Genomic DNA, 22122 nt, shown 5'->3' with positions numbered 1-22122 from the left:
CTACGCCCCTTTGCGCTCGGCAGAGGGGCTGTTTCTGGCAAAGCTCACCTCTTCTCCCCCGACATCCATCTGGATCCACGTCTGCGCCAGCTGCGTCGTGGCAATCACGCGTCCCTGACGAATCGACCAGCGCACCGGCACCTGACAGCGTACCGCTTCAAACCCGCTCTCCGCAGGCAGAATAATCAGATTCGCCGGGTTTCCCGTTTCAATGCCGTAATCGCTCAGGCCAAAGGTCCGGGCGCTGTTATGGGTGATCAGGTTCAGGCCGTTGTCGATTTGCGGATAGCCCATCATCTGACAGACGTGCAGTCCCATATGCAGTACCTGCAGCATATTGCCAGTCCCGAGCGGATACCACGGGTCAAACACATCATCGTGACCAAAGCAGACGTTAATGCCCGCGTCCTGCAGCTCTTTCACTCGGGTGATGCCGCGGCGTTTCGGGTAGTCATCAAAGCGCCCCTGCAGGTGGATGTTCACCAGCGGGTTAGCGACGAAGTTAATCCCTGACATTTTCAGCAGGCGGAAGAGCCGCGAGGTGTACGCGCCGTTGTAGGAGTGCATGGCGGTAGTATGGCTGGCCGTCACGCGCGGACCGATGCCTGCTTCATATGCCAGCGTCGCCACCGTCTCGACAAACCGCGACTGTTCGTCGTCAATTTCGTCGCAGTGAATATCCAGCGGGCGGTCATATTTCTTCGCCAGATCAAAAGCGATATGCAGCGACTGGACGCCATACTCACGGGTGAACTCGAAGTGCGGGATCGCCCCCACCACGTCGGCCCCCAGCGTTAACGCCTCTTCCAGCAGCGCCGCGCCGTTCGGATAGGAGAGGATCCCCTCCTGCGGGAATGCGACGATTTGCAGCGTCACCCACGGCGCGACCTCCTGCTTCACCTCCAGCATCGCCTTCAGGGCGGTGAGCGTCGGATCAGAGACATCCACATGGGTGCGGACAAACTGGATGCCGTTGGCGATTTGCCACTTCAGCGTTTTCCAGGCGCGCGCTTTCACATCCTCATGGCTGAGCAGCGCCTTGCGCTCGGCCCAGCGCTCGATACCTTCGAACAGAGTGCCGGACTGGTTCCAGTTTGGCTCCCCCGCCGTCTGGGTGGTATCGAGATGAATATGCGGCTCGATAAACGGCGGGATCGCAAGCCCGCCGCGCGCATTCAGGATTTCGTAACTTTCGGCATGGGTATCATCCATTGGTGTGATATCACCAAAACGACCGTTCTCGATGGCGATTTGCCACAGCCCTTCCCGACCCGGTAAGCGAACATTCTGGACAAGCCAAAGCGGTGTTGTAGACATACCTTTCTCCCGAAAAACACGGCTGATATTTAGGAGTACGCATTTTCAAAAAACGCACTCTATTTTGTACACAAAATCGACGAATACGAAAAGCCAGCAAATTCCATAACTTATAAAAATCCTGACAAATCAGTCATATACCACCTTGTGGGTAGGTGAAGGCGTATTTGATTTGCATCAATAAGTGCCCCTGCTGAATCGTTAAGGTAGGCAGTAATAGAAAAGAAATCGAGGCAAAAATGAGCAAAGTCAGACTCGCTATCATCGGTAACGGCATGGTCGGCCACCGCTTTATTGAGGATCTTCTCGATAAAGCCGACGCCGACCGTTTCGATATTACCGTGTTCTGTGAAGAACCCCGCAAGGCGTACGACCGCGTGCACTTGTCTTCCTACTTCTCCCATCATACCGCCGAAGAGCTCTCTCTGGTGCGTGAAGGTTTCTACGAGAAGCATGGCGTAAAAGTGCTGGTGGGCGAACGCGCTATCACCATCAACCGTCAGGAAAAAGTGATCCACTCCAGCGCCGGGCGTACGGTTTTTTACGACAAGCTGATCATGGCGACGGGCTCCTATCCGTGGATCCCGCCTATCAAAGGCTCGGAAACGCAGGATTGCTTCGTTTATCGTACCATTGAAGACCTCAACGCCATCGAATCCTGCGCCCGTCGAAGCAAACGCGGCGCGGTGGTCGGCGGCGGCCTGCTGGGTCTGGAAGCGGCTGGCGCGCTCAAAAACCTCGGCGTTGAAACCCACGTTATCGAATTTGCCCCGATGCTGATGGCCGAACAGCTGGACCACATGGGTGGTGACCAGTTGCGCCGTAAAATCGAAAGCATGGGCGTGAAGGTTCACACCAGCAAGAACACCAAAGAGATCGTGCAGGAAGGCACAGAGGCGCGCAAAACCATGCGCTTTGCCGACGGCAGCGAGCTGGAAGTGGACTTTATCGTCTTTTCCACCGGTATTCGTCCGCGCGACAAGCTGGCGACCCAGTGCGGCCTTGCCGTGGCGCAGCGCGGCGGGATCATGATTAACGATGCCTGCCAAACCTCCGATCCGGATATCTACGCCATCGGCGAATGCGCCAGCTGGAACAACCGCGTTTACGGTCTGGTCGCGCCGGGTTACAAAATGGCGCAGGTCGCCGTTGACCACATTCTCGGCACCGAAAACGCGTTTACCGGCGCAGACATGAGCGCCAAGCTGAAGCTGCTGGGTGTGGACGTAGGCGGTATTGGCGATGCGCACGGTCGTACCCCGAACTCCCGCAGCTACGTCTACCTCGACGAAAGCAAAGAAGTCTACAAACGCCTCATCGTCAGCCAGGACAACAAAACCCTGCTCGGAGCGGTACTGGTGGGCGATACCAGCGACTTCGGTAACCTGCTCCAGCTGGTGCTGAACGCCATCGAGCTGCCGGAGAACCCGGACGCACTGATCCTCCCGGCGCATGCCTCCAGCGGCAAGCCGTCTATCGGGGTGGATAAACTGCCCGACAGCGCGCAGATTTGCTCCTGCTTCGACGTCACCAAAGGCATGCTGATTTCCGCCATCAATAAGGGCTGCCACACCGTGGCGGCGCTGAAAGCGGAAACCAAAGCCGGTACCGGCTGCGGCGGCTGTATTCCGCTGGTCACTCAGGTGCTGAACGCCGAGCTGGCGAAACAAGGCATCGAAGTGAACAACAACCTGTGCGAGCACTTCGCGTATTCTCGCCAGGAGCTGTACCACCTGATCCGCGTGGAAGGCATCAAGTCCTTCGACGAACTGCTGGCGAAGCATGGCCAGGGCTACGGCTGTGAAGTGTGTAAACCGACCGTCGGCTCCCTGCTGGCCTCCTGCTGGAACGAGTACGTGCTCAAGCCGGAACACACGCCGCTGCAGGACACTAACGACAACTTCCTGGCGAACATCCAGAAAGACGGGACCTATTCCGTTATCCCACGTTCCGCCGGTGGCGAAATCACGCCAGAAGGGCTGGTGGCCGTGGGCCGTATCGCCCGTGAATTTAACCTGTACACCAAAATCACCGGCTCCCAGCGTATCGGCCTGTTTGGTGCGCAGAAGGACGACCTGCCGGAAATCTGGCGTCAGCTGATTGAAGCGGGCTTTGAAACTGGCCACGCGTATGCCAAAGCGCTGCGTATGGCGAAAACCTGCGTGGGCAGCACCTGGTGCCGCTACGGCGTGGGCGACAGCGTGGGCTTCGGCGTGGAGCTGGAGAACCGCTACAAAGGCATCCGCACCCCGCACAAAATGAAGTTTGGCGTCTCCGGCTGTACCCGTGAATGTGCGGAAGCGCAGGGTAAAGACGTGGGGATCATCGCCACCGAGAAAGGCTGGAACCTGTACGTCTGCGGCAACGGCGGGATGAAGCCACGCCACGCGGACCTGCTGGCCGCGGATCTTGACCGCGACACGCTGATTCAGTATCTCGACCGCTTCATGATGTTCTACATCCGCACCGCCGATAAGCTGACCCGTACCGCTTCCTGGCTGGATAACCTGGAAGGCGGCATCGACTACCTGAAGTCCGTCATCATCGACGATAAGCTGGGCCTGAACGAACAGCTGGAAGCCGAAATGGCTCGCCTGCGCGAGGCGGTAATCTGCGAGTGGACTGAAACCGTGAACACGCCTGCGGCGCAGACGCGCTTCAAACACTTTATCAACAGCACCCAGCGCGACCCGAACGTGCAGGTAGTGCCGGAGCGTGAACAGCATCGCCCGGCAACGCCATATGAACGCATCCCAGTGACGCTGGTGGAGGAAAACGCATGAGCCAGTGGATAAACATTTGCGATATTAACGACATTATCCCCGCCTCCGGCGTATGTGCGCTGCTGGGCAGCGAGCAGGTCGCGATTTTCCGCCCTCGCCACGATGAACAGGTTTATGCCATCAGCAATATTGACCCGTTCTTCGAGGCCAGCGTGCTCTCCCGTGGATTGATTGCCGAGCATCAGGGTGAACTGTGGGTTGCCAGCCCGCTGAAAAAGCAGCGCTTCAGCTTAACTGACGGACGCTGCATGGAAGATGAAAGTGTCTCCGTGAAGCACTACGACGCCCGCGTGAAGGACGGCAAGGTGCAGCTGAAAGGCTAATCCCCCGCCTTTTCAATACGAAAAGCTTATGACCCCTTATGGGTAACGGCAGGAAAAACCGTATGTTCTGTGCGATTCCTGCTGTTATCCTGACGTCAATTATTACCCCCTCCATGAATGCTGCGAGGTAACGTCGTGGATCACCTGCCGATTTTTTGTCAATTACGCAACCGCGACTGCCTGCTCGTGGGCGGCGGCGACGTGGCTGAACGCAAAGCGCGCCTGCTGTTAGAGGCTGGCGCCCGACTCACCGTCAACGCCCTCGACTTCGCCCCACAGTTTGAGGTCTGGGCTCAGGAAGGGATGCTCACGCTGGAACAGGGTGAGTTTAATGAATCCCTACTGGATACCTGCTGGCTGACCATCGCTGCGACGGATAACGATGAAGTGAACCAGCGCGTCAGTGACGCCTGCGAAGCGCGACGTATCTTCTGTAACGTGGTGGATGCGCCGAAAGAGGCCAGCTTCATCATGCCGTCGATTATCGACCGTTCGCCGCTGATGATCGCAGTGTCATCCGGCGGTCGCTCGCCGGTTCTCGCCCGCCTGCTGCGGGAAAAGCTGGAGGCCGTGCTGCCCCAGCATCTTGGTCAGATAGCCCATTACGCCGGGCAGCTTCGTACCCGCGTGAAGCAAACTTTCTCCACCGTGGGCGAGCGTCGCCGCTTCTGGGAGAAATTCTTTGTTAACGACAGGCTGGCACAGTCTCTGGCGAATCAGGACGCGAAAGCCGTTGAAGAGACGACCGAACAGCTGCTAAGCGAACCGCTGGATCACCGCGGTGAAGTGGTGCTGGTGGGCGCAGGTCCCGGCGATGCAGGTTTGCTGACGCTGAAAGGGCTACAGCAGATCCAGCAGGCCGATATCGTGGTTTACGATCGCCTGGTCTCCGATGACATCATGAATCTGGTGCGCCGCGACGCCGACCGCGTGTTCGTCGGCAAACGCGCGGGCTACCACTGCGTGCCCCAGGAGGAGATCAACCAGATCCTGCTGCGTGAAGCGCAAAAAGGTAAGCGTGTGGTGCGCCTTAAGGGCGGCGATCCGTTTATCTTTGGCCGCGGCGGCGAAGAGCTGGAAACCCTGTGTAACGCGGGCATTCCGTTCTCTGTCGTGCCGGGCATTACGGCGGCGTCCGGGTGTTCAGCCTACTCTGGCATTCCGCTGACCCACCGTGATTACGCCCAGAGCGTGCGTCTGGTGACGGGGCACCTGAAAACCGGCAGCGAGCTGGACTGGCACAACCTGGCTGCCGAAAAGCAGACGCTGGTGTTCTATATGGGGCTTAACCAGGCCGCGACTATTCAGGCGAAACTGCTGGAACACGGCATGGAGGCTGATATGCCCGTCGCGCTGGTAGAAAACGGTACCGCCATTACGCAGCGCGTGGTGGATGGTGTGCTGACGCAGCTTGGTGAACTGGCGCAGCAGGTAGAGAGTCCGGCGCTGATTATTGTTGGCCGTGTGGTTGAACTGCGCGAAAAACTCAACTGGTTCTCTAATCACTAACGCATATCCGCCCTACTTCGAGTAGTCCTTAACCGGACTACTCCCCTGTTACCGCTGTCGATAACATACCGCCCTGAAATGGAACTTTTCCATTTATTCCCTCGTGTTACATCCAATTTAAGTTTCAAGACAAGGAATGCGTATGTTCAAACTGGCAAAAGCCGCCGTTCTGGTTGGCCTGTTATCGACTCTGACCGCCTGCACCGGTCACGTGCAAAACACCAAAAATAACTGCAGCTACGATTACCTGCTGCACCCGGCGATCTCCATTTCGAAGATCATCGGTGGCTGCGGCCCGGCGGCGCAGCAGTAAGCGATTTTCAGGCGTAAAAAAACCGGGGATTTCCCGGTTTTTTAGTTTTGGTGGTGCGGCCTGATGCCCTCACCCTGGCCCTCTCCCACAGGGAGTGGGAATAAACCCTAAAAACGGTAACGTGGTTACCGTTTTGCTTTTACCTAAGGTTTCGCCACAAACCCAATTGCTTCGTACACCGCTTTCAGGGTTTCGGACGCGCGCGCGCTGGCTTTTTCCGCGCCGTCTTTCATCACCTTCTGCAGGAAGGCTTCGTCGTTGCGATAGCGGTTGTAGCGCTCCTGAAGCTCGGTCAGCATGCCGGAAACGGCGTCTGCCACTTCACCTTTCAGGTGACCGTACATTTTGCCTTCGAAGTGCTGCTCCAGCTCAGGAATGCTCTGGCCGGTGACACCGGAGAGAATATCCAGCAGGTTGGAGACGCCCGCTTTGTTCTGCACGTCGTAGCGCACAACAGGCGGCTCGTCGGAATCGGTCACAGCACGCTTGAGCTTTTTAACCACCGATTTCGGGTCTTCCAGCAGGCCGATAACGTTGTTGCGGTTATCATCTGACTTGGACATCTTCTTGGTCGGCTCCAGCAGCGACATCACGCGCGCACCGGATTTTGGAATGAACGGCTCTGGCACTTTAAACACATCGCCGTAAATCGCGTTGAAGCGCTGGGCGATATCACGGCTCAGCTCAAGGTGCTGCTTCTGGTCTTCACCCACCGGCACCTGGTTGGTTTGATACAGCAGGATGTCAGCCGCCATCAGCACCGGATAGTCAAACAGACCGGCGTTGATGTTTTCAGAGTAGCGCGCGGATTTATCCTTGAACTGGGTCATGCGGCTCAGCTCGCCGAAATAGGTGTAGCAGTTCAGCGCCCAGCCCAGCTGTGCGTGCTCTGGCACGTGAGACTGAACGAAGATGGTGCTCTTCTCTGGATCGATACCGCAGGCCAGATATAAAGCCAGGGTATCCAGCGTGGCTTTGCGCAGCTTCTCAGGATCCTGACGCGCGGTAATCGCATGCAGGTCGACGATGCAGTAAATGCAATGGTAGTCATCCTGCATGCTGACCCACTGACGTAACGCACCCATGTAGTTACCAATGGTCAATTCACCTGACGGCTGTGCGCCACTAAAAACGATGGGCTTAGTCATTTTTCAATTCCTGATGTTCACTGTGCGAAAGCCCGAGTGCGGGCAACAAATCTTTGAAGTGGTCGAACACGACATCCGGCTCACTCAACGTGATGGCCTCACCGTAGTTGTAGCCATAGGTTAATCCCACGGAAGGACAGCCTGCCGCTCTGGCAGCCAGAATATCATTACGGGAATCACCGACAAAGAGCAGCTCCGCAGGCGTTAAGGATAATTTTCCTGCCACCAGCAGAAGCGGTTCCGGGTGCGGCTTTTTGTTCTGCACGTCGTCGCCGCCCACAATCACGGAGAAATACTTCGCGATATCCAGCGCTTCCAGAAGCGGTGCGACAAACGGCGTCGGCTTGTTCGTCACCAGACCCAGCGGGATGCCTTTGGCGTGAAGTGCGCTCAGCGTTTGTTCTACATCCGGGAACAGGAAGCTGCCCTCTTCAACGGTCTCTTCGTAGAAACGATCGAACAGTTTACGCAGAATACGCAGCTGCTCATCTTTAGGAATGTCGGCGTGATCGACGCTCGGTTTACCCTGCGCAGCACGCTGCGATGCGCGTTCCTGACGAGCCCAGGTCAGGGCGCGATCCATCAGCACATCTGCGCCGTTGCCAATCCACGTCACCACGCGCTCTTCGCCCGCAACGGGTAATTCGAGAGCATACAGCGCCTGATCGACGGCGCTCGTTAAGCCAGGCGCGCTGTCGACCAGCGTGCCGTCGAGGTCAAATGCGATACCCCGGGTTGCCTGCAATTTATCCATGACTTACCTTCGCCAGTTCACGGCGCATTTCATCAATGACTTTTTTGTAATCCGGTTGGTCGAAAATCGCTGAGCCTGCAACGAACATATCCGCGCCCGCAGCCGCAATTTCACCAATGTTATTTACTTTCACGCCACCATCCACTTCCAGACGAATATCGTAACCTGACTCGTCAATACGACGGCGCACTTCACGCAGTTTATCGAGCGTCTGAGGAATGAACGACTGGCCGCCAAAGCCCGGGTTAACGGACATCAGCAGGATCACGTCCAGCTTATCCATCACGTAGTCGAGATAGCTCAGCGGCGTAGCCGGGTTAAAGACCAGGCCCGCTTTACAGCCGTTCTCTTTGATCAGCTGCAGCGTGCGGTCAACATGTTCGGAGGCTTCCGGGTGGAAAGTGATGATACTGGCGCCCGCAGCGGCGAAATCAGGCACGATGCGATCAACCGGTTTAACCATCAGGTGCACGTCAATCGGTGCGGTAATACCGTAGCTACGCAGCGCCTTGAGCACCATAGGACCGATGGTCAGATTGGGAACGTAGTGGTTATCCATAACGTCAAAATGGACGACATCCGCGCCAGCCGCCAGTGCGTTGGCGGTGTCTTCACCCAGGCGGGCAAAATCGGCCGACAGAATTGAGGGAGCAATCAAAAACTGTTTCATCCGCATCTCCTTGAAATGTATTTACCGGCGGGCAAAACGGCTCAGGGGCGATAAAGAGCCAGGAGTTCGTCCACCTTTTTACGTGTGCCGCCGTTGCTGCTAATGCTACGCCGCACCTTGACCTGAAAATGCTTCGCGGCTTTGTACCATTCGCGCGTATCAGGGGTATCGTGATTCGAAATTAACACCGGAATTCTTTTGCTGACCAGCTTTTCCGCCATCTCCGCCAGACGCGCCTGCTCGGCAGGGCTGAAGCTATTGGTGTGATAAGCGGTAAAATTCGCCGTCGCAGAGAGCGGGGCGTAAGGCGGGTCGCAGTAGACGACCGAGTTTACGCCAGCCAGCTCCATGCACTCCTCATAGGAGAGACAGTGGAATTCTGCATTCTGCGCTTTTTCAGCAAAGTGGTACAACTCATCCTGCGGGAAGTAAGGACGCTTGTAGCGACCAAACGGCACGTTAAATTCACCGCGCAGGTTATACCGGCACAGGCCGTTGTAGCCATGGCGGTTGAGGTAGAGGAACAACAGTGCACGACGGAACGGATCCTGGCTCTGATTAAACTCAGTGCGGAACTGGTAGTAAACGTCAGGATGGTTGTTCTCAGGGGTAAACAGCTTCCGCGCCTCTTCCACATACTCATCGGTACGCAGCTTAACAATGTTATAGAGGCTGATAAGGTCGCTGTTGATATCCGCCAGGATATAACGAGAAAAATCGGTATTCAGGAATACCGATCCAGCGCCCACGAAGGGCTCGATAAGACACTCGCCTTTCGGCAGGTGCTTTTTAATATCGTCGAGCAGGGGGTATTTCCCCCCTGCCCATTTCAGAAAAGCGCGATTTTTTTTCATGCTGACTAACTGATTACACCTTCTCCGGCTGTGGAGAAAGCTCCGACAGCATCCTGCGCTTTAAACATTACTTCAGATCGGCCTGCACCTGATGAATCGGCTTCGCCCACGGGTTCTTCGCCTGGACATCAGCGGGCAGCGTTGCAACGGCGCGTTTCGCTTCATCTTTAGAAGCATACACACCGCTCACCAGCACATACCACGGCTGCCCGTTGCGGGTCGTCTGATAAACAACGTAGTTTTTCAGATTTGATTTCTTCGCCCAACCGTTGAGATTGTCATAGTTAGACGAACTGCTCAGCTGCAGGGTGTAATTGCTGGATGGCGCAGATTTCAGAGAACCCACGTTGCCTGCCGTTTTACCTGCTGCTGCGCTGGAAGTGGTTGCCGTTGCAGTTGGTGCTGCCGTCGCTGCAGGTGCCGTTGTGGTTGCTGTCGCTTTTGGCGCTGCTGTTGCCGCTGGCGCTTTCACCGGCTCGCTCACTGCAGGTTTGGTCTGCGCTGGCGCTTTCACTTCAGGCGCTTTAGCCACAGTCTGCGGCTTGCTTTCACGCTTCGGCTCAATCACGGCCTGTTTACGTTCCTGACGCGGTGCAGTCTGCGTCTGGCGCGGTTTGGTTTCCGTTGTCGGCGCGGTTGCCGTTGCTTGCGATTGTGCATTGCTACCGCGAATCGGCGCGACGGTTGCAGGTTCAGTTGGCAGCGTAGAGTTGACCACCACGTTGTTCATCTGATCCTGGTTCTGAGGCTGCGTCAGTGCGTTGTTCAGATCGCCCTGAACCTCTACACGCTGCTGGCCCTCTGGCGTAGCAGGTGCCTGCCCTTCGGTCGGGGTAGAAGAGACTGGCGGCAAAGACACATCCTGCGGAGTCGTTGTATTACCCGCAGTCTGCTCTGCAGACGTGGTACCCGGTGCAGGCTGCGCACCGTTTGCCTGGTCGGTCGCATCGTTACCTGACAGGTTGATGCTCTTCTCGGTAGAAGCCGTCTGATCGGCTGAATTCGTTGAGGGTGCTTTCAGCGCGGAACCAATGCCGACAATCAGCAGCAGCAGTACCAGAACGCCCAGCCCCATCATGATGTACTGGCGGGAAGCCGGTTTCGCCGCTACCGCTTTTTTACGTTTACGCGGGCGACGCTCTACAGGCTCTTCGTCCATTGAATCTTCTTCGGACTCATAATCCTCTTCTTCTCGCTCATCACGCGCGTTACGGCTGCGTGAAGGGCGACGATCGTCTGCATCCAGATCAACATCGTCAAAGTTGATCTGCGGCTCGTTATCACGTTCTGAAGATTGACGAGAACGACCAGTACGACGATCGCTGGGATCGGGTTTCAGCTCGTCTTCTGGTTTGAATTCATCCATTTAACACCCCACTCAAAGGCTTATGCCAACGACTTTGCATTTCACCTGAAGCTAAACGACCACCGGTAACAGTGGCCTGACCTTTCTAGTTGTTACGCCTGCTGACAATCAGCGATAGCGCCAAGAACGACATCGTGCGGCACTCCGCCGCGCATTTCACTCTTCCCTATTGCAAGCGGGAGTACCAAACGCATCTCACCTGCCAATACTTTTTTATCGCGCATCATGTGGGGTAGATACGCCTGCGCAGACATCTCCTGCGGCCCTGTCACTGGTAACCCGGCACGTTCAAGCAGCGCAATAATGCGCGCTGTCTCTTCCGGTTTGAACTGACCCAGGCGCTCAGACGCACGCGCAGCCATGACCATACCGGCCGCGACCGCTTCGCCATGAAGCCAGTTGCCGTAGCCCATTTCCGCTTCGATCGCGTGACCAAACGTATGCCCCAGATTCAGTAAAGCACGTAAGCCCGTTTCGCGCTCGTCTGCTGCAACGACTTCTGCTTTCAGCTCACAACAACGACGAATACAGTACGCCAACGCTGGCCCGTCAAGGCGCAGCAGGGCATCCATATTCTCTTCCAGCCAGGTGAAGAACTCACCGTCAAGAATAATGCCGTATTTGATCACTTCTGCAAGACCAGACGCCAGCTCACGCTCAGGTAAGGTTTTCAGACAGTCGAGATCCACCACCACCGATGCCGGCTGGTAGAACGCGCCAATCATGTTTTTACCGAGCGGATGGTTGACGGCGGTTTTGCCACCAACAGAAGAGTCGACCTGTGACAGCAAGGTCGTTGGGATCTGAATAAAGCGCACGCCACGTTGATAGCTGGCGGCAGCAAAGCCTGTAAGATCGCCTACAACACCGCCGCCGAGGGCGAGCAGTGTCGTATCGCGACCGTGCGGTTTTTGCAGAAGTGCGGTAAAGACGGTATCAAGCACCGTCAGGCTTTTATACTGCTCGCCATCGGGCAGAATCACACTGTCGACCTTCACGCCCGCCTGCTCAAGCAGGTGGCGCACGCGGTCAAGATAAAGCGGAGCCAGTGTCTCATTGGTGACCAGCATCGCCTGATCACCCGCTTTCAGTGGTAAGAAGGAAGCTGGGTCGTTAAACAAACCAGCCGCGATGGTGATAGGGTAACTACGTTCCCCGAGAGTAACTGTAATCCTCTCCATGACGCGACATCCACCTTAAATGCTTTTACCCGCAGGCGAGTGTATATAAAGCCAGAATCAGTTGCTTTCCAGCATATGAATAATCTGGTTTGCAACCACTTTAGCGCTCTGATCGTCAGTACGAATGGTCACATCAGCAATCTCTTCGTACAGAGGATTGCGTTCGCCTGCCAGGGCTTCCAGAACTTCACGTGGTGGCGTTTCAACCTGCAGCAGCGGGCGCTTTTTATCGCGCTGCGTACGTGCCAGTTGTTTTTCGATAGTTGTCTCAAGATAGACCACTACACCACGGGCGGAGAGACGGTTGCGGGTTTCGCGAGATTTAACAGAGCCGCCGCCAGTTGCCAGCACAATGCCCTGTTTTTCCGTGAGTTCGTTGATCACTTTTTCTTCTCGGTCACGGAAACCTTCTTCGCCTTCTACATCGAAGACCCAGCCCACATCCGCTCCGGTTCGTTTCTCAATCTCTTGATCAGAATCGTAAAATTCCATATTGAGTTGTTGAGCTAACTGACGCCCAATAGTGCTTTTGCCGGCACCCATAGGCCCAACCAGAAAGATATTGCGTTTCTCTGCCATTTTTTCGGTACTACTAAGACTATTCGTTAATGGTAATCCCCGCTTCGCAGACACCCAGCGTAGCAGGACATGAACTGAAACCTCATATGCAATAGAGCGAGAGTCAGACTAAAAATTATCTCAATACTCCGGCTTGTTTGGCAACTGATTAAATCACCGCACCAGACGCATAAGGTAATAAGACGTAAGTCCAACTCAAATCGGTACTCCTTGTATGCTAATTCATGCCCCACGTCAAACATCTGCAACAAACTGAATGCAAAATCATTGCGGGGATCGTTACCCGTTAATGAATATCGACCAGGCGTGGCGTAATAAACACCACCAGCTCGCGCCGCTCGTTATCTTTACCGTCGTGACGGAACAGTTGCCCAATCCAGGGGATTTTCCCCAGCCCCGGCACGCTATCACTCCCGGTTTTATTCTTTTGCGAGAAAATGCCGCCCAGCGCCAGCGTTTCTCCGCTTTTTACCTCCACCTGCGTTTCTATCTCTTGCTTATCAATTGCCAGCGTTTCGCCATCGGCCTGCTGAAGCACCTGGCCCGGCATGTTTTCGCTGATGTGAAGCTTCAGACGCACGCGCCCTCCCGGCAGCACCACCGGCGTGACCTCCATCCCAAGCACGGCCTCTTTAAATTCCACGGAGGTCGCGCCGCTCTCGCCGCTGGAGACCTGATACGGAATTTCGCTGCCCTGCTTGATGCTGGCCGGTTGCATATGGGACGCCAACAGCCGTGGACTGGCGATAATATCCACCTGCTGTTTTTGCTCCAGAGCCGACAGTTCCAGATCCAGCAGCCTGCCGTTGATGCGCCCAATGTTAAACCCGACGTGCGTGGTCGCACTGGCGACCGACAGATCTGCCCCGAGCGTCGTGACCTGCCCCACTTTACCGGCCTCTGTAGCCTCTGCGAGATTCCATTTCACCCCCAGTTCACGCAGGCTTTTTTCGTTAATGGTGACGATATGGGCCGAAAGCTCCACTTGCTCAACGGGCAGGTCCATCTGCTCCGCCCAACGCTTTAGCACGTCCACGACGCTCTGATTATCCCGCACCCACAGTCGATTTGTGCGCTTATCGACGGATAAACTGCCCTTCGGGCTCAGGAGCCTTTCGGCGTTTTTTTGCACGTCTCCGGCATCCGCCCAGGTGAACGGAATGCTATGTGAGACGAGCGGTGCCTCAAGCAACCGCCGTGCCTGCTGCTCGCGCTGCCAGGCGGCAGTATGGACATAAAAGATGCCGCCATCTTCCTGAAGGACCAGCCCGGCACTGGTCACCACCGTCTGCAGCGCCTGTCGCCAGGGCACGCGCGTTAAATTCAACGAAAGCGAGCCCGTCACATCCGGCGATACCACCAGATTACGGTTCTCCTGCGCCACCAGCGCCTGCAGCACCTGTACGACAGGGACATCATCCACCACGAGGGTGACGGGTTTTGGCGCGGCGGCCCACAGGGGCTGGCTGATCGCCAGCAGTAACAGCAGTATCCTTAACGTCACTTTTATGCGTTCCTTCTCGTTGCCATGTCCATTGCGTCGGTTCACACAGGTCACCGACATCCACGGTCAGCTGTTGTTGATCCATCTTGCTCACCCGCCAGCCTGGCGGTAAACGTTCATCCTTTTTCACGCGGTGCCAGCGCTGTTGCCCGTCGCGCAAAATGCCGGTTTCCATGCTGCCACCCACCATTCCCTGATATCGCCACTGGGCGAGCTGCCCAACCGCACAGCTATCCTCCGGAGGCTGGAAGGGATCGCGCATTCCAGTCAGAAACAGCAGCGAAAAGAGAATCAGGTAGCGCACCTTACTGCGCATGATCGCTCTCCAGCTGCAGGCTCAGGCGTAGCGTTGTGCCTTCAGGGGCAAGGTTAAATGCGCTGATGCTCACCGCCTGCTGCGCCAGACGGGAAAACAGCGCAGGGACATCTGACCATAGCGTATCCAGCACCAGTTCCCCGCCGTTCGTCTGCGGTTTCCAGTGCACCAGTGCGGTTCTCTTGTCATGAAAATCCAGCGGCGAGAAGGGCTGAACGGGCGGCATCTCGCGCCGGGCTGGCGCCACGGGTTGCCGTCCGGCCCCGGGCCACAACGCGGCATTCAATTGCCTGGCGCGAATGGATAACGCCTCGAGTTCTGCACACTTCACCCCAACGGGCCGGACCAGAAGCCCCCATACGGCTATGGCAATAACCCCGGACACCACGCACCAGCAGATCACCCGCACAGAAGAGCGGATTTCTACCCAGCGTTGCAGACGTTGTTCCACGGCCTACCCCCGGCGCTTAAGCTGAAAAGTGAACACCCAGCGGCCCTGGCTATCCTGCTGCAGTTCACCAGCAGACCCGAAGCTAAACCCTGCCACCTGTTTCAGCGCATCCGTCATGGCCGCAAGCGCCGGGAGGGCGGAGGCATACCCGCTCACCGTAAGCACAGGCGGTTGATAACGTAACGCTGAAAGCCAGGCTTGCGCTGGCATCACGGCAGAGAGTGACTCCAGTGCCGGTTGCCATGCGACGGGACGAGATTCCACCTCAGTCGTTGCTGGGGGTGCAGAGGGGCGCTGACGTGTTTTCAGTATTTGCTGCACCGCGTTGATTCCCGCCAGTTCACTCTGTAGCCCACGCAGCTTCACGTCATGATTCATCCGCAGGCCAAGCCCGAGGGTCAGCGTCACCAGCAATGAAGCGATAAACAGCACGCCCCAGAAGCGCAGGCAGCGCATCCGGCGCTGCTGTCGCCACGGTAAAAAATTCGCCGTGCTCATTCAGGCACCTCACTCATGGCCAACGCCAGCGCGACGGTAAAATCAGCACCGCGCTCGGGTAAGGGAGGCTGGCAACTGACCAGCAGTTTCCAGGGGTCACGTGTGGCATCGAACTGAACGATGTCATCAAAAGAGAGCGCAAGCAGGGCCGCCAGCTCGGTGACATCTTTCGCTTCTGTGGCGTAGCGCCGTCCCCACTGGTGGCGCATCGCCCACAGCCACTGGTGCCGATCCCGCCAGGCGACGCACTGAGCAGGGGCAATGGCAGGAAGGAGATTCCCTAACGCGCCTGCATCCGGCGTGATAGCCGCTAACCGCAAGCGCAGCGTTTTTGCCAACAACAAAAGGGCATCGACTTCGTTGTTTTGCGCCGCCGTAACATGAAATGTGTTGCTGAACGTGTCCTCCACATAGTCAAAGCACAGCCCGTCTGTGGACATCTCCAGCTCCCGGGACAGCGTGGAACCCACCCAGGAAACCTGCTCGCTGTCACGAAGGGCCATGGACGGGCGCGGCAGCGAGCGTTGTAACGTGCGCGCAGCGGGAAATGAGAGGAATACCCGGTGGTAATGGGGCAACGCCCGCCGCCAGTCGCGTAACGCGGCAACCAGATGTTCTGGCTTGAGAATTTTCCCGTCGCGGATAATCCCGTCTGCCAGGGAAACAGCCCACCAGCGCCGTAAACGCCACCCAGGCTTCTCTTTGGTCAGCGCTACAATGAGCACCCTATCTTGTTGAATATGAATGCCCGTTTGCCAGGTTTTGAAAGCCATACTTCACGATCTCCTTATCGCCCGTCAGAGTGACGGCTATATCAATGAATCAGGCTTGCCTTTATACTACCGCGCGATTGTTTAGAAACTGCCCAAGTGAAACCAGATGGGAAATCTCCGGTGAAGTTCGTAAAGTATTTATTGATCCTTGCAGTCTGTTGCATTCTGCTGGGAGCAGGCTCGATTTATGGTTTGTACAAATATATTGAGCCGCAGCTACCTGATGTCGCCACGCTTCGTGATGTGCGACTCCAGATCCCAATGCAGGTCTATAGCGCCGATGGCGAGCTTATGGCGCAATATGGCGAAAAACGCCGTATCCCGCTGACCTTAAAGCAAATTCCTCCCGTGATGGTGAACGCTTTTATCGCCACCGAGGACAGCCGTTTTTACGAGCACCACGGCGTCGATCCGGTGGGGATTTTCCGCGCCGCCAGCATTGCGTTGTTCTCCGGTCATGCCTCTCAGGGGGCCAGTACCATTACGCAGCAGCTGGCGCGTAACTTCTTCCTCAGCCCTGAAAAGACGCTGACGCGTAAGATCAAAGAGGTGTTCCTCGCGATCCGCATCGAGCAGCTGCTGAGTAAAGACGAGATCCTTGAGCTTTACCTCAACAAAATCTATCTCGGTTACCGCGCCTATGGCGTTGGCGCTGCGGCGCAGGTGTACTTCGGTAAGCCAGTAGAACAACTCACGCTGAGCGAAATGGCGACCATCGCCGGTCTGCCGAAAGCGCCATCCACGTTCAACCCGCTCTACTCCATGGACCGTGCGACTGCGCGTCGTAACGTGGTGCTGTCGCGTATGCTGAGCGAAGGCTACATCAGCCAGACCGAGTACGACCAGGCACGCAGCGATGTTATCGACGCCAACTACCATGCGCCGGAAATCGCCTTCTCCTCACCGTATCTCACCGAGATGGTTCGTCAGGAGATGGTGAGCCGTTATGGCGAGAAGGCCTATGAAGACGGCTATCGCGTATACACCACAGTAACCCGCAAAGTTCAGCAGGCGGCACAGCAGGCCGTGCGTAACAACGTGATGGATTACGACATGCGCCACGGCTACCGCGGCCCGTCGAACGTGTTGTGGAAAGTGGGCGAAAGCGCATGGGACAGCAAGAAAATCACCGACTCGCTGAAAACACTTCCAACCTATGGCCCGCTGCTGCCAGCCGTTGTCACACAGGCCGATCCGCAGGAGGCCGTCGCACTGCTGGCAGACGGCACCTCCGTCTCGCTGCGAATGGACGGGATCCGCTGGGCCCGTCCGTACCGCTCTGACACGCTGCAAGGCCCAACGCCGCGCAAAGTGACGGACGCGGTGCAGACGGGTCAGCAAATCTGGGTTCGCCAGGTGGGCGATACGTGGTGGCTGGCACAGGTGCCAGACGTGAACTCCGCGCTCGTCTCCATTAATCCGCAAAACGGTGCGGTGATGGCGCTGGTCGGCGGGTTTGATTTCAACCAGAGCAAATTTAACCGTGCCACTCAGGCGCTGCGTCAGGTTGGCTCTAACATCAAGCCGTTCCTCTACACCGCCGCGATGGATAAAGGGCTGACGCTCGCCAGTATTCTCAACGACGTACCGATTTCGCGCTGGGATGCCGGTGCGGGTTCTGACTGGCAGCCGAAAAACTCTCCACCGCAATATGCGGGCCCAATCCGTCTTCGTCAGGGTCTGGGGCAGTCGAAAAACGTGGTGATGGTTCGCGCCATGCGCGCCATGGGCGTTGACTATGCGGCAGAGTATCTGCAGCGCTTCGGCTTCCCGGCGCAGAATATCGTCCATACCGAATCGCTGGCGCTGGGCTCCGCGTCCTTTACGCCGCTTCAGGTCGCGCGCGGTTATGCGGTAATGACGAACGGCGGGTTCCTGATCGATCCGTACTTCATCAGTAAAATTGAGAACGACCAGGGCGGCGTGCTGTTCGAGGCGAAACCAAAAATCGCCTGTGCAGAGTGCGATATTCCGGTCATTTACGGCGATACGCAGAAGTCTAACGTACTTGAAAACAAAGACATGGAAGATGTCGCCATTTCTCAGGAACAGCAGAACTCAGCGGTACCACAGCCTCAGCTGGAGCAGGCTAACCAGGCCCTAGTTGCCCAGACCGGTGCGCAGGAGTATGCCCCGCACGTAATCAACACACCGCTGTCGTTCCTGATTAAGAGCGCGCTGAATACCAATATCTTTGGTGAACCGGGCTGGCAAGGCACCGGCTGGCGTGCCGGACGTGATCTGCAGCGCCGCGACATCGGCGGGAAAACGGGAACCACCAACAGCTCGAAAGATGCGTGGTTCTCCGGTTACGGGCCGGGTGTGGTCACTTCTGTCTGGATCGGCTTTGACGATCACCGCCGCGATTTGGGTCGTACCACCGCCTCCGGCGCGATTAAAGATCAGATCTCTGGTTACGAAGGCGGCGCGAAGAGTGCGCAACCGGCGTGGGATGCGTACATGAAATCCGTTCTGGAAGGCGTGCCTGAGCAGCCGCTAACGCCTCCGCCGGGCATTGTGACGGTCAACATTGACCGCAACACCGGGCAGCTCGCCAATGGCGGAAATAGCCGTGAAGAGTATTTCATCGAAGGCACGCAGCCAACCAGGCAGGCGGTGCATGAGGTGGGAACAGAAATTATCGATAACGGCGAAACGCACGAGTTGTTTTAAGCATAAAAATGCCCGGTAAAAACCGGGCAAAGAATTGTAGGCCGGGTAAGGCGAAGCTGCCACCCGGCTTTTTTATGGCCTACAGTCGCCCCAGCCCTTTCAACCACTCGCGTACCAGGAATAGGGCGCTCACGTTACGCGCTTCGTTAAAGTCCGGATCTTCCAGTAAATCCATCAGATGCGCCAGCGGCCAGCGAACCTGCGGCAGCGGCTCCGGCTCGTCTCCTTCCAGCGATTCTGGATAGAGATCTTCCGCCACCACGATATTCATTTTGCTGGAAAAATAGGACGGTGCCATGCTCAGTTTTTTCAGGAACGACAGCTCATTCGCGCCAAAACCGACCTCTTCTTTCAGTTCACGATTGGCGGCTTCGAAAACCGTCTCGCCAGGATCGATCAGTCCCTTGGAGAATCCAAGTTCGTAAGATTCAGTTCCTACCGCGTATTCACGGATCAAGATCAGGTGATCGTCAACGATGGGGACAATCATCACTGCTTCACGCGAAGAGGGGCGCATACGTTCGTAAACGCGACGCACACCGTTGCTGAACTCCAGGTCCACACTTTCCACATTAAACAGGCGCGATTTAGCGACGGTTTCAACGCTCAGAATGGTGGGTTTTTGTAGTGGTTTGCTCATCTTGACGGGTCTTTGCTGTGTGAACTGGCGTTATTGTGCGATATGCCGCACGGTTTGGGCAATGTCAATTGTACTTTATTTACATTTGTGCAACGTAACTGGAATCAATCCTTAATTCAAAACAAATGTCAAGAGGTTGAAATGTTTCCAGGAATTTGCTGATATCGCGCCATCACAGGCTTTGCTATTATCATCGGTCACTGGGATGCGCTTCAGAATGCTCAAGTTCGACTCCATACTTGCCGATAGCCAACCACAGACTCTCATTCATGTTAAAGGTGCTACTGACTACACCTGTAAGATAAGTAAGATGGGGAAAGCATGAGCACCATTTTGATTGTTCTCACTGCTATGCTGGCCGCCGCGCTGGTTGCAGGGTGGGCGTACAGGCGTCGCGTACAGCGTCGATATCGACTGCCCTTTTTAAACGCTTTTGCGGGTGCGACGACACGTAAGCTCGCGCCTGAAGAACGCAGCGCCATTGAACACTACCTCGATAATCTGAACCGCGCTCAGCAGTCGCCTGGGCCAACGGGTGCCAGTACTGCGCCGGTCTCCCTCAATCTTAACGCACAAAGCGACACCGTGCTCTGCGTGACGCGCTCGATCACCCGTTACGGCATTACGACTGACGACCCTAACAAATGGCGTTATTACCTGGATTCTGTCGAGGTCCATCTCCCGCCATTCTGGGAACAGTACATTAATGATGAAAACAGCGTAGAGCTGATTCATACCGACTCCCTGCCGCTGGTTATCTCGCTAAACGGTCATCACCTCAATGAGTACGTGCATGAAGCGCCGCGCTTCGCGCTGGAACGGGCAAGTTCAACGCAGGCCAGCATTCGCGGTGAAGAGACAGAGCAGATTGAACTGCTGAACATTCGTCAGGAGACGCATGAAGAGTACGCCTTAAGCCGCCCGGATGGTATTCGTGAAGCGGTGCTGATTGTTGCGGCATTTCTGCTCTTTTTCTTCTGTCTGCTCACGCCAGATGTTTTCGTTCCCTGGCTTGCGGGCGGCGCAGTTCTGCTCCTGGCGGCCGGATTGTGGGGTCTGTTTGCCCCTCCGACGAAAACGTCGCTGCGTGAAATTCACTGCCTGCGTGGAACGCCAAAGCGCTGGGGTCTCTTCGGCGAGAACGATCAGGAGCATCTCAATAATATCTCGCTCGGTATTATCGACCTTATCTATCCGCGCCACTGGCAGCCGTGGATCGCCCAGGATTTAGGGCATAAAACCGATATCGATATCTACCTCGACCGCCACGTGGTGCGTCAGGGGCGTTATCTGTCCCTGCACGATGAAGTGAAAAACTTCCCGCTTCAGCACTGGCTTCGCAGCACGGTCATTGCTGGCGGTGCAGCGCTGGTCTTTTTGATGCTGCTACTTTTCGTGCCGCTGGATATGCCCATTAAGTTCACCCTGTCATGGATTAAAGGGGCGCAGACGGTGGAAGCCACCAGCGTGAAGCAACTGGAAGACGCCGGCATACGCGTGGGTGATACGCTGCGTCTGCAAGGGACCGGAATGTGTAACATCCATGCGCCTGGCGCATGGAACACACGTCAGAATTCGCCGTTTATGCCGTTTGATTGTTCGCAAATTATCTGGAACGATGCGCCTCCGCTGCCGCTGCCTGAATCCGATGTCGTGAATAAAGCTACGGCGCTCACCGAAACGGTCAGCCGCCAGTTGCATCCGAAACCGGATGACGATTCCCGCGTTAGCCCTGCCCTGCGTTCGGCAATTCAGAAATCGGGCATGGTACTGCTGGATGACTTTGGTGAAATCGTCCTGAAAACAGAGGATCTCTGTTCTGCCCAGGACGAGTGCGTGCGGCTTAAAAATGCACTGGTGAATCTCGGGAACAGCAAGGACTGGGATGCACTGGTGAAACGCGCGGAAGCAGGACGCCTGGACGGCGTCAACGTGCTGCTGCGTCCGGTCAGCGCTGAATCTCTGGATAACCTGGTCGCCACCTCCACCGCGCCGTTTGTGATGCGCGAAACCACCCGAGCAGCCCAGGCGTTAAACAGCCCGGCTCCGGGCGGCTTTGTGATTGTCAGCGATGAGGGGAGCGATCTGGTTGATCAGCCTTATCCGCAAGTTGCGTTATATGACTACCCGGCTCAGGAGCAGTGGGGAGAGTTCCAGCGGCTTGCTCAAATGCTGATGCAAACGCCGTTCAGCGCGGAAGGGATCGTCACACGTATCTTCACAGACGCCAATGGCACGCGCCATGTCGACCTGCACCGAATGCCGGATAGCGCAGGATTGTGGCGTTATATCGGCACATCCCTGCTGATGATCGCGATGCTGGCATGCATTTTCTGGAACGGCTTTATGGCCTTGCGCCGCTATCAGCGTTCGCGCACCCGGCTTGCTGAGATTCAGCAGTATTACGAAAATTGCCTCAATCCTAAACTCATCTCATCCTCTGAGAGCCTGATCGGATAACGTCACTGCG

The 22122-nt window shown here is 56.3% G+C and carries 20 protein-coding genes; 6 read left to right on the top strand and 14 right to left on the bottom strand.

The window, feature by feature from the left end; translation table 11 throughout:
- Entirely contained in the window at positions 1-1317 is a 1317-nt protein-coding gene (locus KW829_RS17865; protein WP_089598574.1) for a cytosine deaminase, read from the bottom strand.
- 239 nt (positions 1318-1556) lie between these two features.
- Between KW829_RS17865 and nirB the strand changes: the two genes are divergently transcribed.
- The 4 genes from nirB to KW829_RS17845 all read left to right on the top strand — a co-directional run bounded on the left by nirB (position 1557) and on the right by KW829_RS17845 (position 6245).
- On the top strand, positions 1557-4100 hold the full coding sequence (gene nirB, locus KW829_RS17860; RefSeq protein WP_089598573.1) for a nitrite reductase large subunit NirB: 2544 nt from the start codon (positions 1557-1559) through the stop codon (positions 4098-4100).
- The gene (nirD, locus tag KW829_RS17855; protein ID WP_218308742.1) at positions 4097-4423 is read left to right on the top strand and encodes a nitrite reductase small subunit NirD; all 327 of its coding nucleotides are present in this window, start codon (positions 4097-4099) and stop codon (positions 4421-4423) included. Before nirB ends, nirD begins: the two co-directional genes overlap by 4 nt.
- 135 nt (positions 4424-4558) lie before the next feature.
- Complete coding sequence (gene cysG / locus KW829_RS17850; protein WP_172701518.1) at positions 4559-5932, top strand: siroheme synthase CysG; 1374 nt, start codon at positions 4559-4561, stop codon at positions 5930-5932.
- A 142-nt stretch (positions 5933-6074) separates the two neighbouring features.
- A complete protein-coding gene (locus tag KW829_RS17845) occupies positions 6075-6245 on the top strand; it encodes a YhfL family protein (RefSeq protein ID WP_008503029.1) in 171 nt (56 codons plus the stop codon).
- Positions 6246-6388: 143 nt separating this feature from the next.
- On the opposite strand, the gene trpS is transcribed toward KW829_RS17845, so the two are convergent.
- The 12 genes from trpS to KW829_RS17785 all read right to left on the bottom strand — a co-directional run bounded on the left by trpS (position 6389) and on the right by KW829_RS17785 (position 16339).
- On the bottom strand, positions 6389-7393 hold the full coding sequence (trpS, locus tag KW829_RS17840) for a tryptophan--tRNA ligase (RefSeq protein WP_010436358.1): 1005 nt from the start codon (positions 7391-7393) through the stop codon (positions 6389-6391).
- Positions 7386-8147: a phosphoglycolate phosphatase gene (gph, locus tag KW829_RS17835; RefSeq protein WP_218308741.1), complete on the bottom strand. Its 762-nt coding sequence runs from the start codon at positions 8145-8147 to the stop codon at positions 7386-7388. The genes trpS and gph overlap by 8 nt, the downstream gene beginning before the upstream one ends.
- Positions 8140-8817: a ribulose-phosphate 3-epimerase gene (gene rpe / locus KW829_RS17830; RefSeq protein WP_010436362.1), complete on the bottom strand. Its 678-nt coding sequence runs from the start codon at positions 8815-8817 to the stop codon at positions 8140-8142. Before rpe ends, gph begins: the two co-directional genes overlap by 8 nt.
- A gap of 41 nt (positions 8818-8858) precedes the next feature.
- Complete coding sequence (dam, locus tag KW829_RS17825; RefSeq protein ID WP_042715393.1) at positions 8859-9671, bottom strand: adenine-specific DNA-methyltransferase; 813 nt, start codon at positions 9669-9671, stop codon at positions 8859-8861.
- A 67-nt stretch (positions 9672-9738) separates the two neighbouring features.
- Positions 9739-11037, bottom strand: a complete 1299-nt coding sequence (gene damX / locus KW829_RS17820) for a cell division protein DamX (RefSeq protein ID WP_214606148.1) — start codon at positions 11035-11037, stop codon at positions 9739-9741.
- 92 nt (positions 11038-11129) lie between these two features.
- Entirely contained in the window at positions 11130-12218 is a 1089-nt protein-coding gene (aroB, locus tag KW829_RS17815; RefSeq protein ID WP_042715390.1) for a 3-dehydroquinate synthase, read from the bottom strand.
- Between the two features lie 57 nt (positions 12219-12275).
- On the bottom strand, positions 12276-12797 hold the full coding sequence (aroK, locus tag KW829_RS17810) for a shikimate kinase AroK (protein WP_010436374.1): 522 nt from the start codon (positions 12795-12797) through the stop codon (positions 12276-12278).
- Positions 12798-13083: 286 nt separating this feature from the next.
- Positions 13084-14301: a DNA uptake porin HofQ gene (hofQ, locus tag KW829_RS17805; RefSeq protein ID WP_172701520.1), complete on the bottom strand. Its 1218-nt coding sequence runs from the start codon at positions 14299-14301 to the stop codon at positions 13084-13086.
- Complete coding sequence (locus KW829_RS17800) at positions 14213-14617, bottom strand: HofP DNA utilization family protein (RefSeq protein ID WP_218308740.1); 405 nt, start codon at positions 14615-14617, stop codon at positions 14213-14215. Before KW829_RS17800 ends, hofQ begins: the two co-directional genes overlap by 89 nt.
- A complete protein-coding gene (locus tag KW829_RS22955; protein WP_371317578.1) occupies positions 14607-15068 on the bottom strand; it encodes a DNA utilization protein HofO in 462 nt (153 codons plus the stop codon). Before KW829_RS22955 ends, KW829_RS17800 begins: the two co-directional genes overlap by 11 nt.
- Positions 15069-15071: 3 nt before the next feature.
- Entirely contained in the window at positions 15072-15566 is a 495-nt protein-coding gene (locus tag KW829_RS17790) for a PilN domain-containing protein (protein ID WP_120159451.1), read from the bottom strand.
- Positions 15563-16339: a DNA utilization protein HofM gene (locus tag KW829_RS17785; protein ID WP_218308739.1), complete on the bottom strand. Its 777-nt coding sequence runs from the start codon at positions 16337-16339 to the stop codon at positions 15563-15565. Before KW829_RS17785 ends, KW829_RS17790 begins: the two co-directional genes overlap by 4 nt.
- A gap of 120 nt (positions 16340-16459) precedes the next feature.
- Between KW829_RS17785 and mrcA the strand changes: the two genes are divergently transcribed.
- Entirely contained in the window at positions 16460-19012 is a 2553-nt protein-coding gene (gene mrcA / locus KW829_RS17780; protein ID WP_089598563.1) for a peptidoglycan glycosyltransferase/peptidoglycan DD-transpeptidase MrcA, read from the top strand.
- 79 nt (positions 19013-19091) lie between these two features.
- On the opposite strand, the gene nudE is transcribed toward mrcA, so the two are convergent.
- Entirely contained in the window at positions 19092-19652 is a 561-nt protein-coding gene (gene nudE, locus KW829_RS17775; RefSeq protein ID WP_218308738.1) for an ADP compounds hydrolase NudE, read from the bottom strand.
- Between the two features lie 321 nt (positions 19653-19973).
- Here nudE and KW829_RS17770 point away from each other — a divergent pair, with 321 nt between their 5' ends.
- Positions 19974-22112: an intracellular growth attenuator family protein gene (locus tag KW829_RS17770; protein ID WP_010436392.1), complete on the top strand. Its 2139-nt coding sequence runs from the start codon at positions 19974-19976 to the stop codon at positions 22110-22112.
- The last annotated feature ends 10 nt before the right edge of the window (positions 22113-22122 follow it).

This window comes from Enterobacter sp. ENT02 (assembly GCF_019219165.1).
GTDB classification, from domain to species: Bacteria; Pseudomonadota; Gammaproteobacteria; order Enterobacterales; family Enterobacteriaceae; genus Enterobacter; species Enterobacter mori.
Note: the sequence above shows the minus strand (reverse complement) of the source record. Positions and strands in the feature narration are given on the sequence as shown.

Coding starts and splice junctions, on each gene's coding strand:
- trpS (WP_010436358.1), bottom strand. CDS start 7,393: ATGACTAAGCCCATCGTTTTTAGTGGCGCACAGCCGTCAGGTGAATTG.
- gph (WP_218308741.1), bottom strand. CDS start 8,147: ATGGATAAATTGCAGGCAACCCGGGGTATCGCATTTGACCTCGACGGC.
- nirB (WP_089598573.1), top strand. CDS start 1,557: ATGAGCAAAGTCAGACTCGCTATCATCGGTAACGGCATGGTCGGCCAC.
- dam (WP_042715393.1), bottom strand. CDS start 9,671: ATGAAAAAAAATCGCGCTTTTCTGAAATGGGCAGGGGGGAAATACCCC.
- rpe (WP_010436362.1), bottom strand. CDS start 8,817: ATGAAACAGTTTTTGATTGCTCCCTCAATTCTGTCGGCCGATTTTGCC.
- KW829_RS17865 (WP_089598574.1), bottom strand. CDS start 1,317: ATGTCTACAACACCGCTTTGGCTTGTCCAGAATGTTCGCTTACCGGGT.
- aroB (WP_042715390.1), bottom strand. CDS start 12,218: ATGGAGAGGATTACAGTTACTCTCGGGGAACGTAGTTACCCTATCACC.
- KW829_RS17800 (WP_218308740.1), bottom strand. CDS start 14,617: ATGCGCAGTAAGGTGCGCTACCTGATTCTCTTTTCGCTGCTGTTTCTG.
- aroK (WP_010436374.1), bottom strand. CDS start 12,797: ATGGCAGAGAAACGCAATATCTTTCTGGTTGGGCCTATGGGTGCCGGC.
- damX (WP_214606148.1), bottom strand. CDS start 11,037: ATGGATGAATTCAAACCAGAAGACGAGCTGAAACCCGATCCCAGCGAT.
- KW829_RS17790 (WP_120159451.1), bottom strand. CDS start 15,566: ATGAGCACGGCGAATTTTTTACCGTGGCGACAGCAGCGCCGGATGCGC.
- KW829_RS17785 (WP_218308739.1), bottom strand. CDS start 16,339: ATGGCTTTCAAAACCTGGCAAACGGGCATTCATATTCAACAAGATAGG.
- KW829_RS17770 (WP_010436392.1), top strand. CDS start 19,974: ATGAGCACCATTTTGATTGTTCTCACTGCTATGCTGGCCGCCGCGCTG.
- nudE (WP_218308738.1), bottom strand. CDS start 19,652: ATGAGCAAACCACTACAAAAACCCACCATTCTGAGCGTTGAAACCGTC.
- KW829_RS17845 (WP_008503029.1), top strand. CDS start 6,075: ATGTTCAAACTGGCAAAAGCCGCCGTTCTGGTTGGCCTGTTATCGACT.
- nirD (WP_218308742.1), top strand. CDS start 4,097: ATGAGCCAGTGGATAAACATTTGCGATATTAACGACATTATCCCCGCC.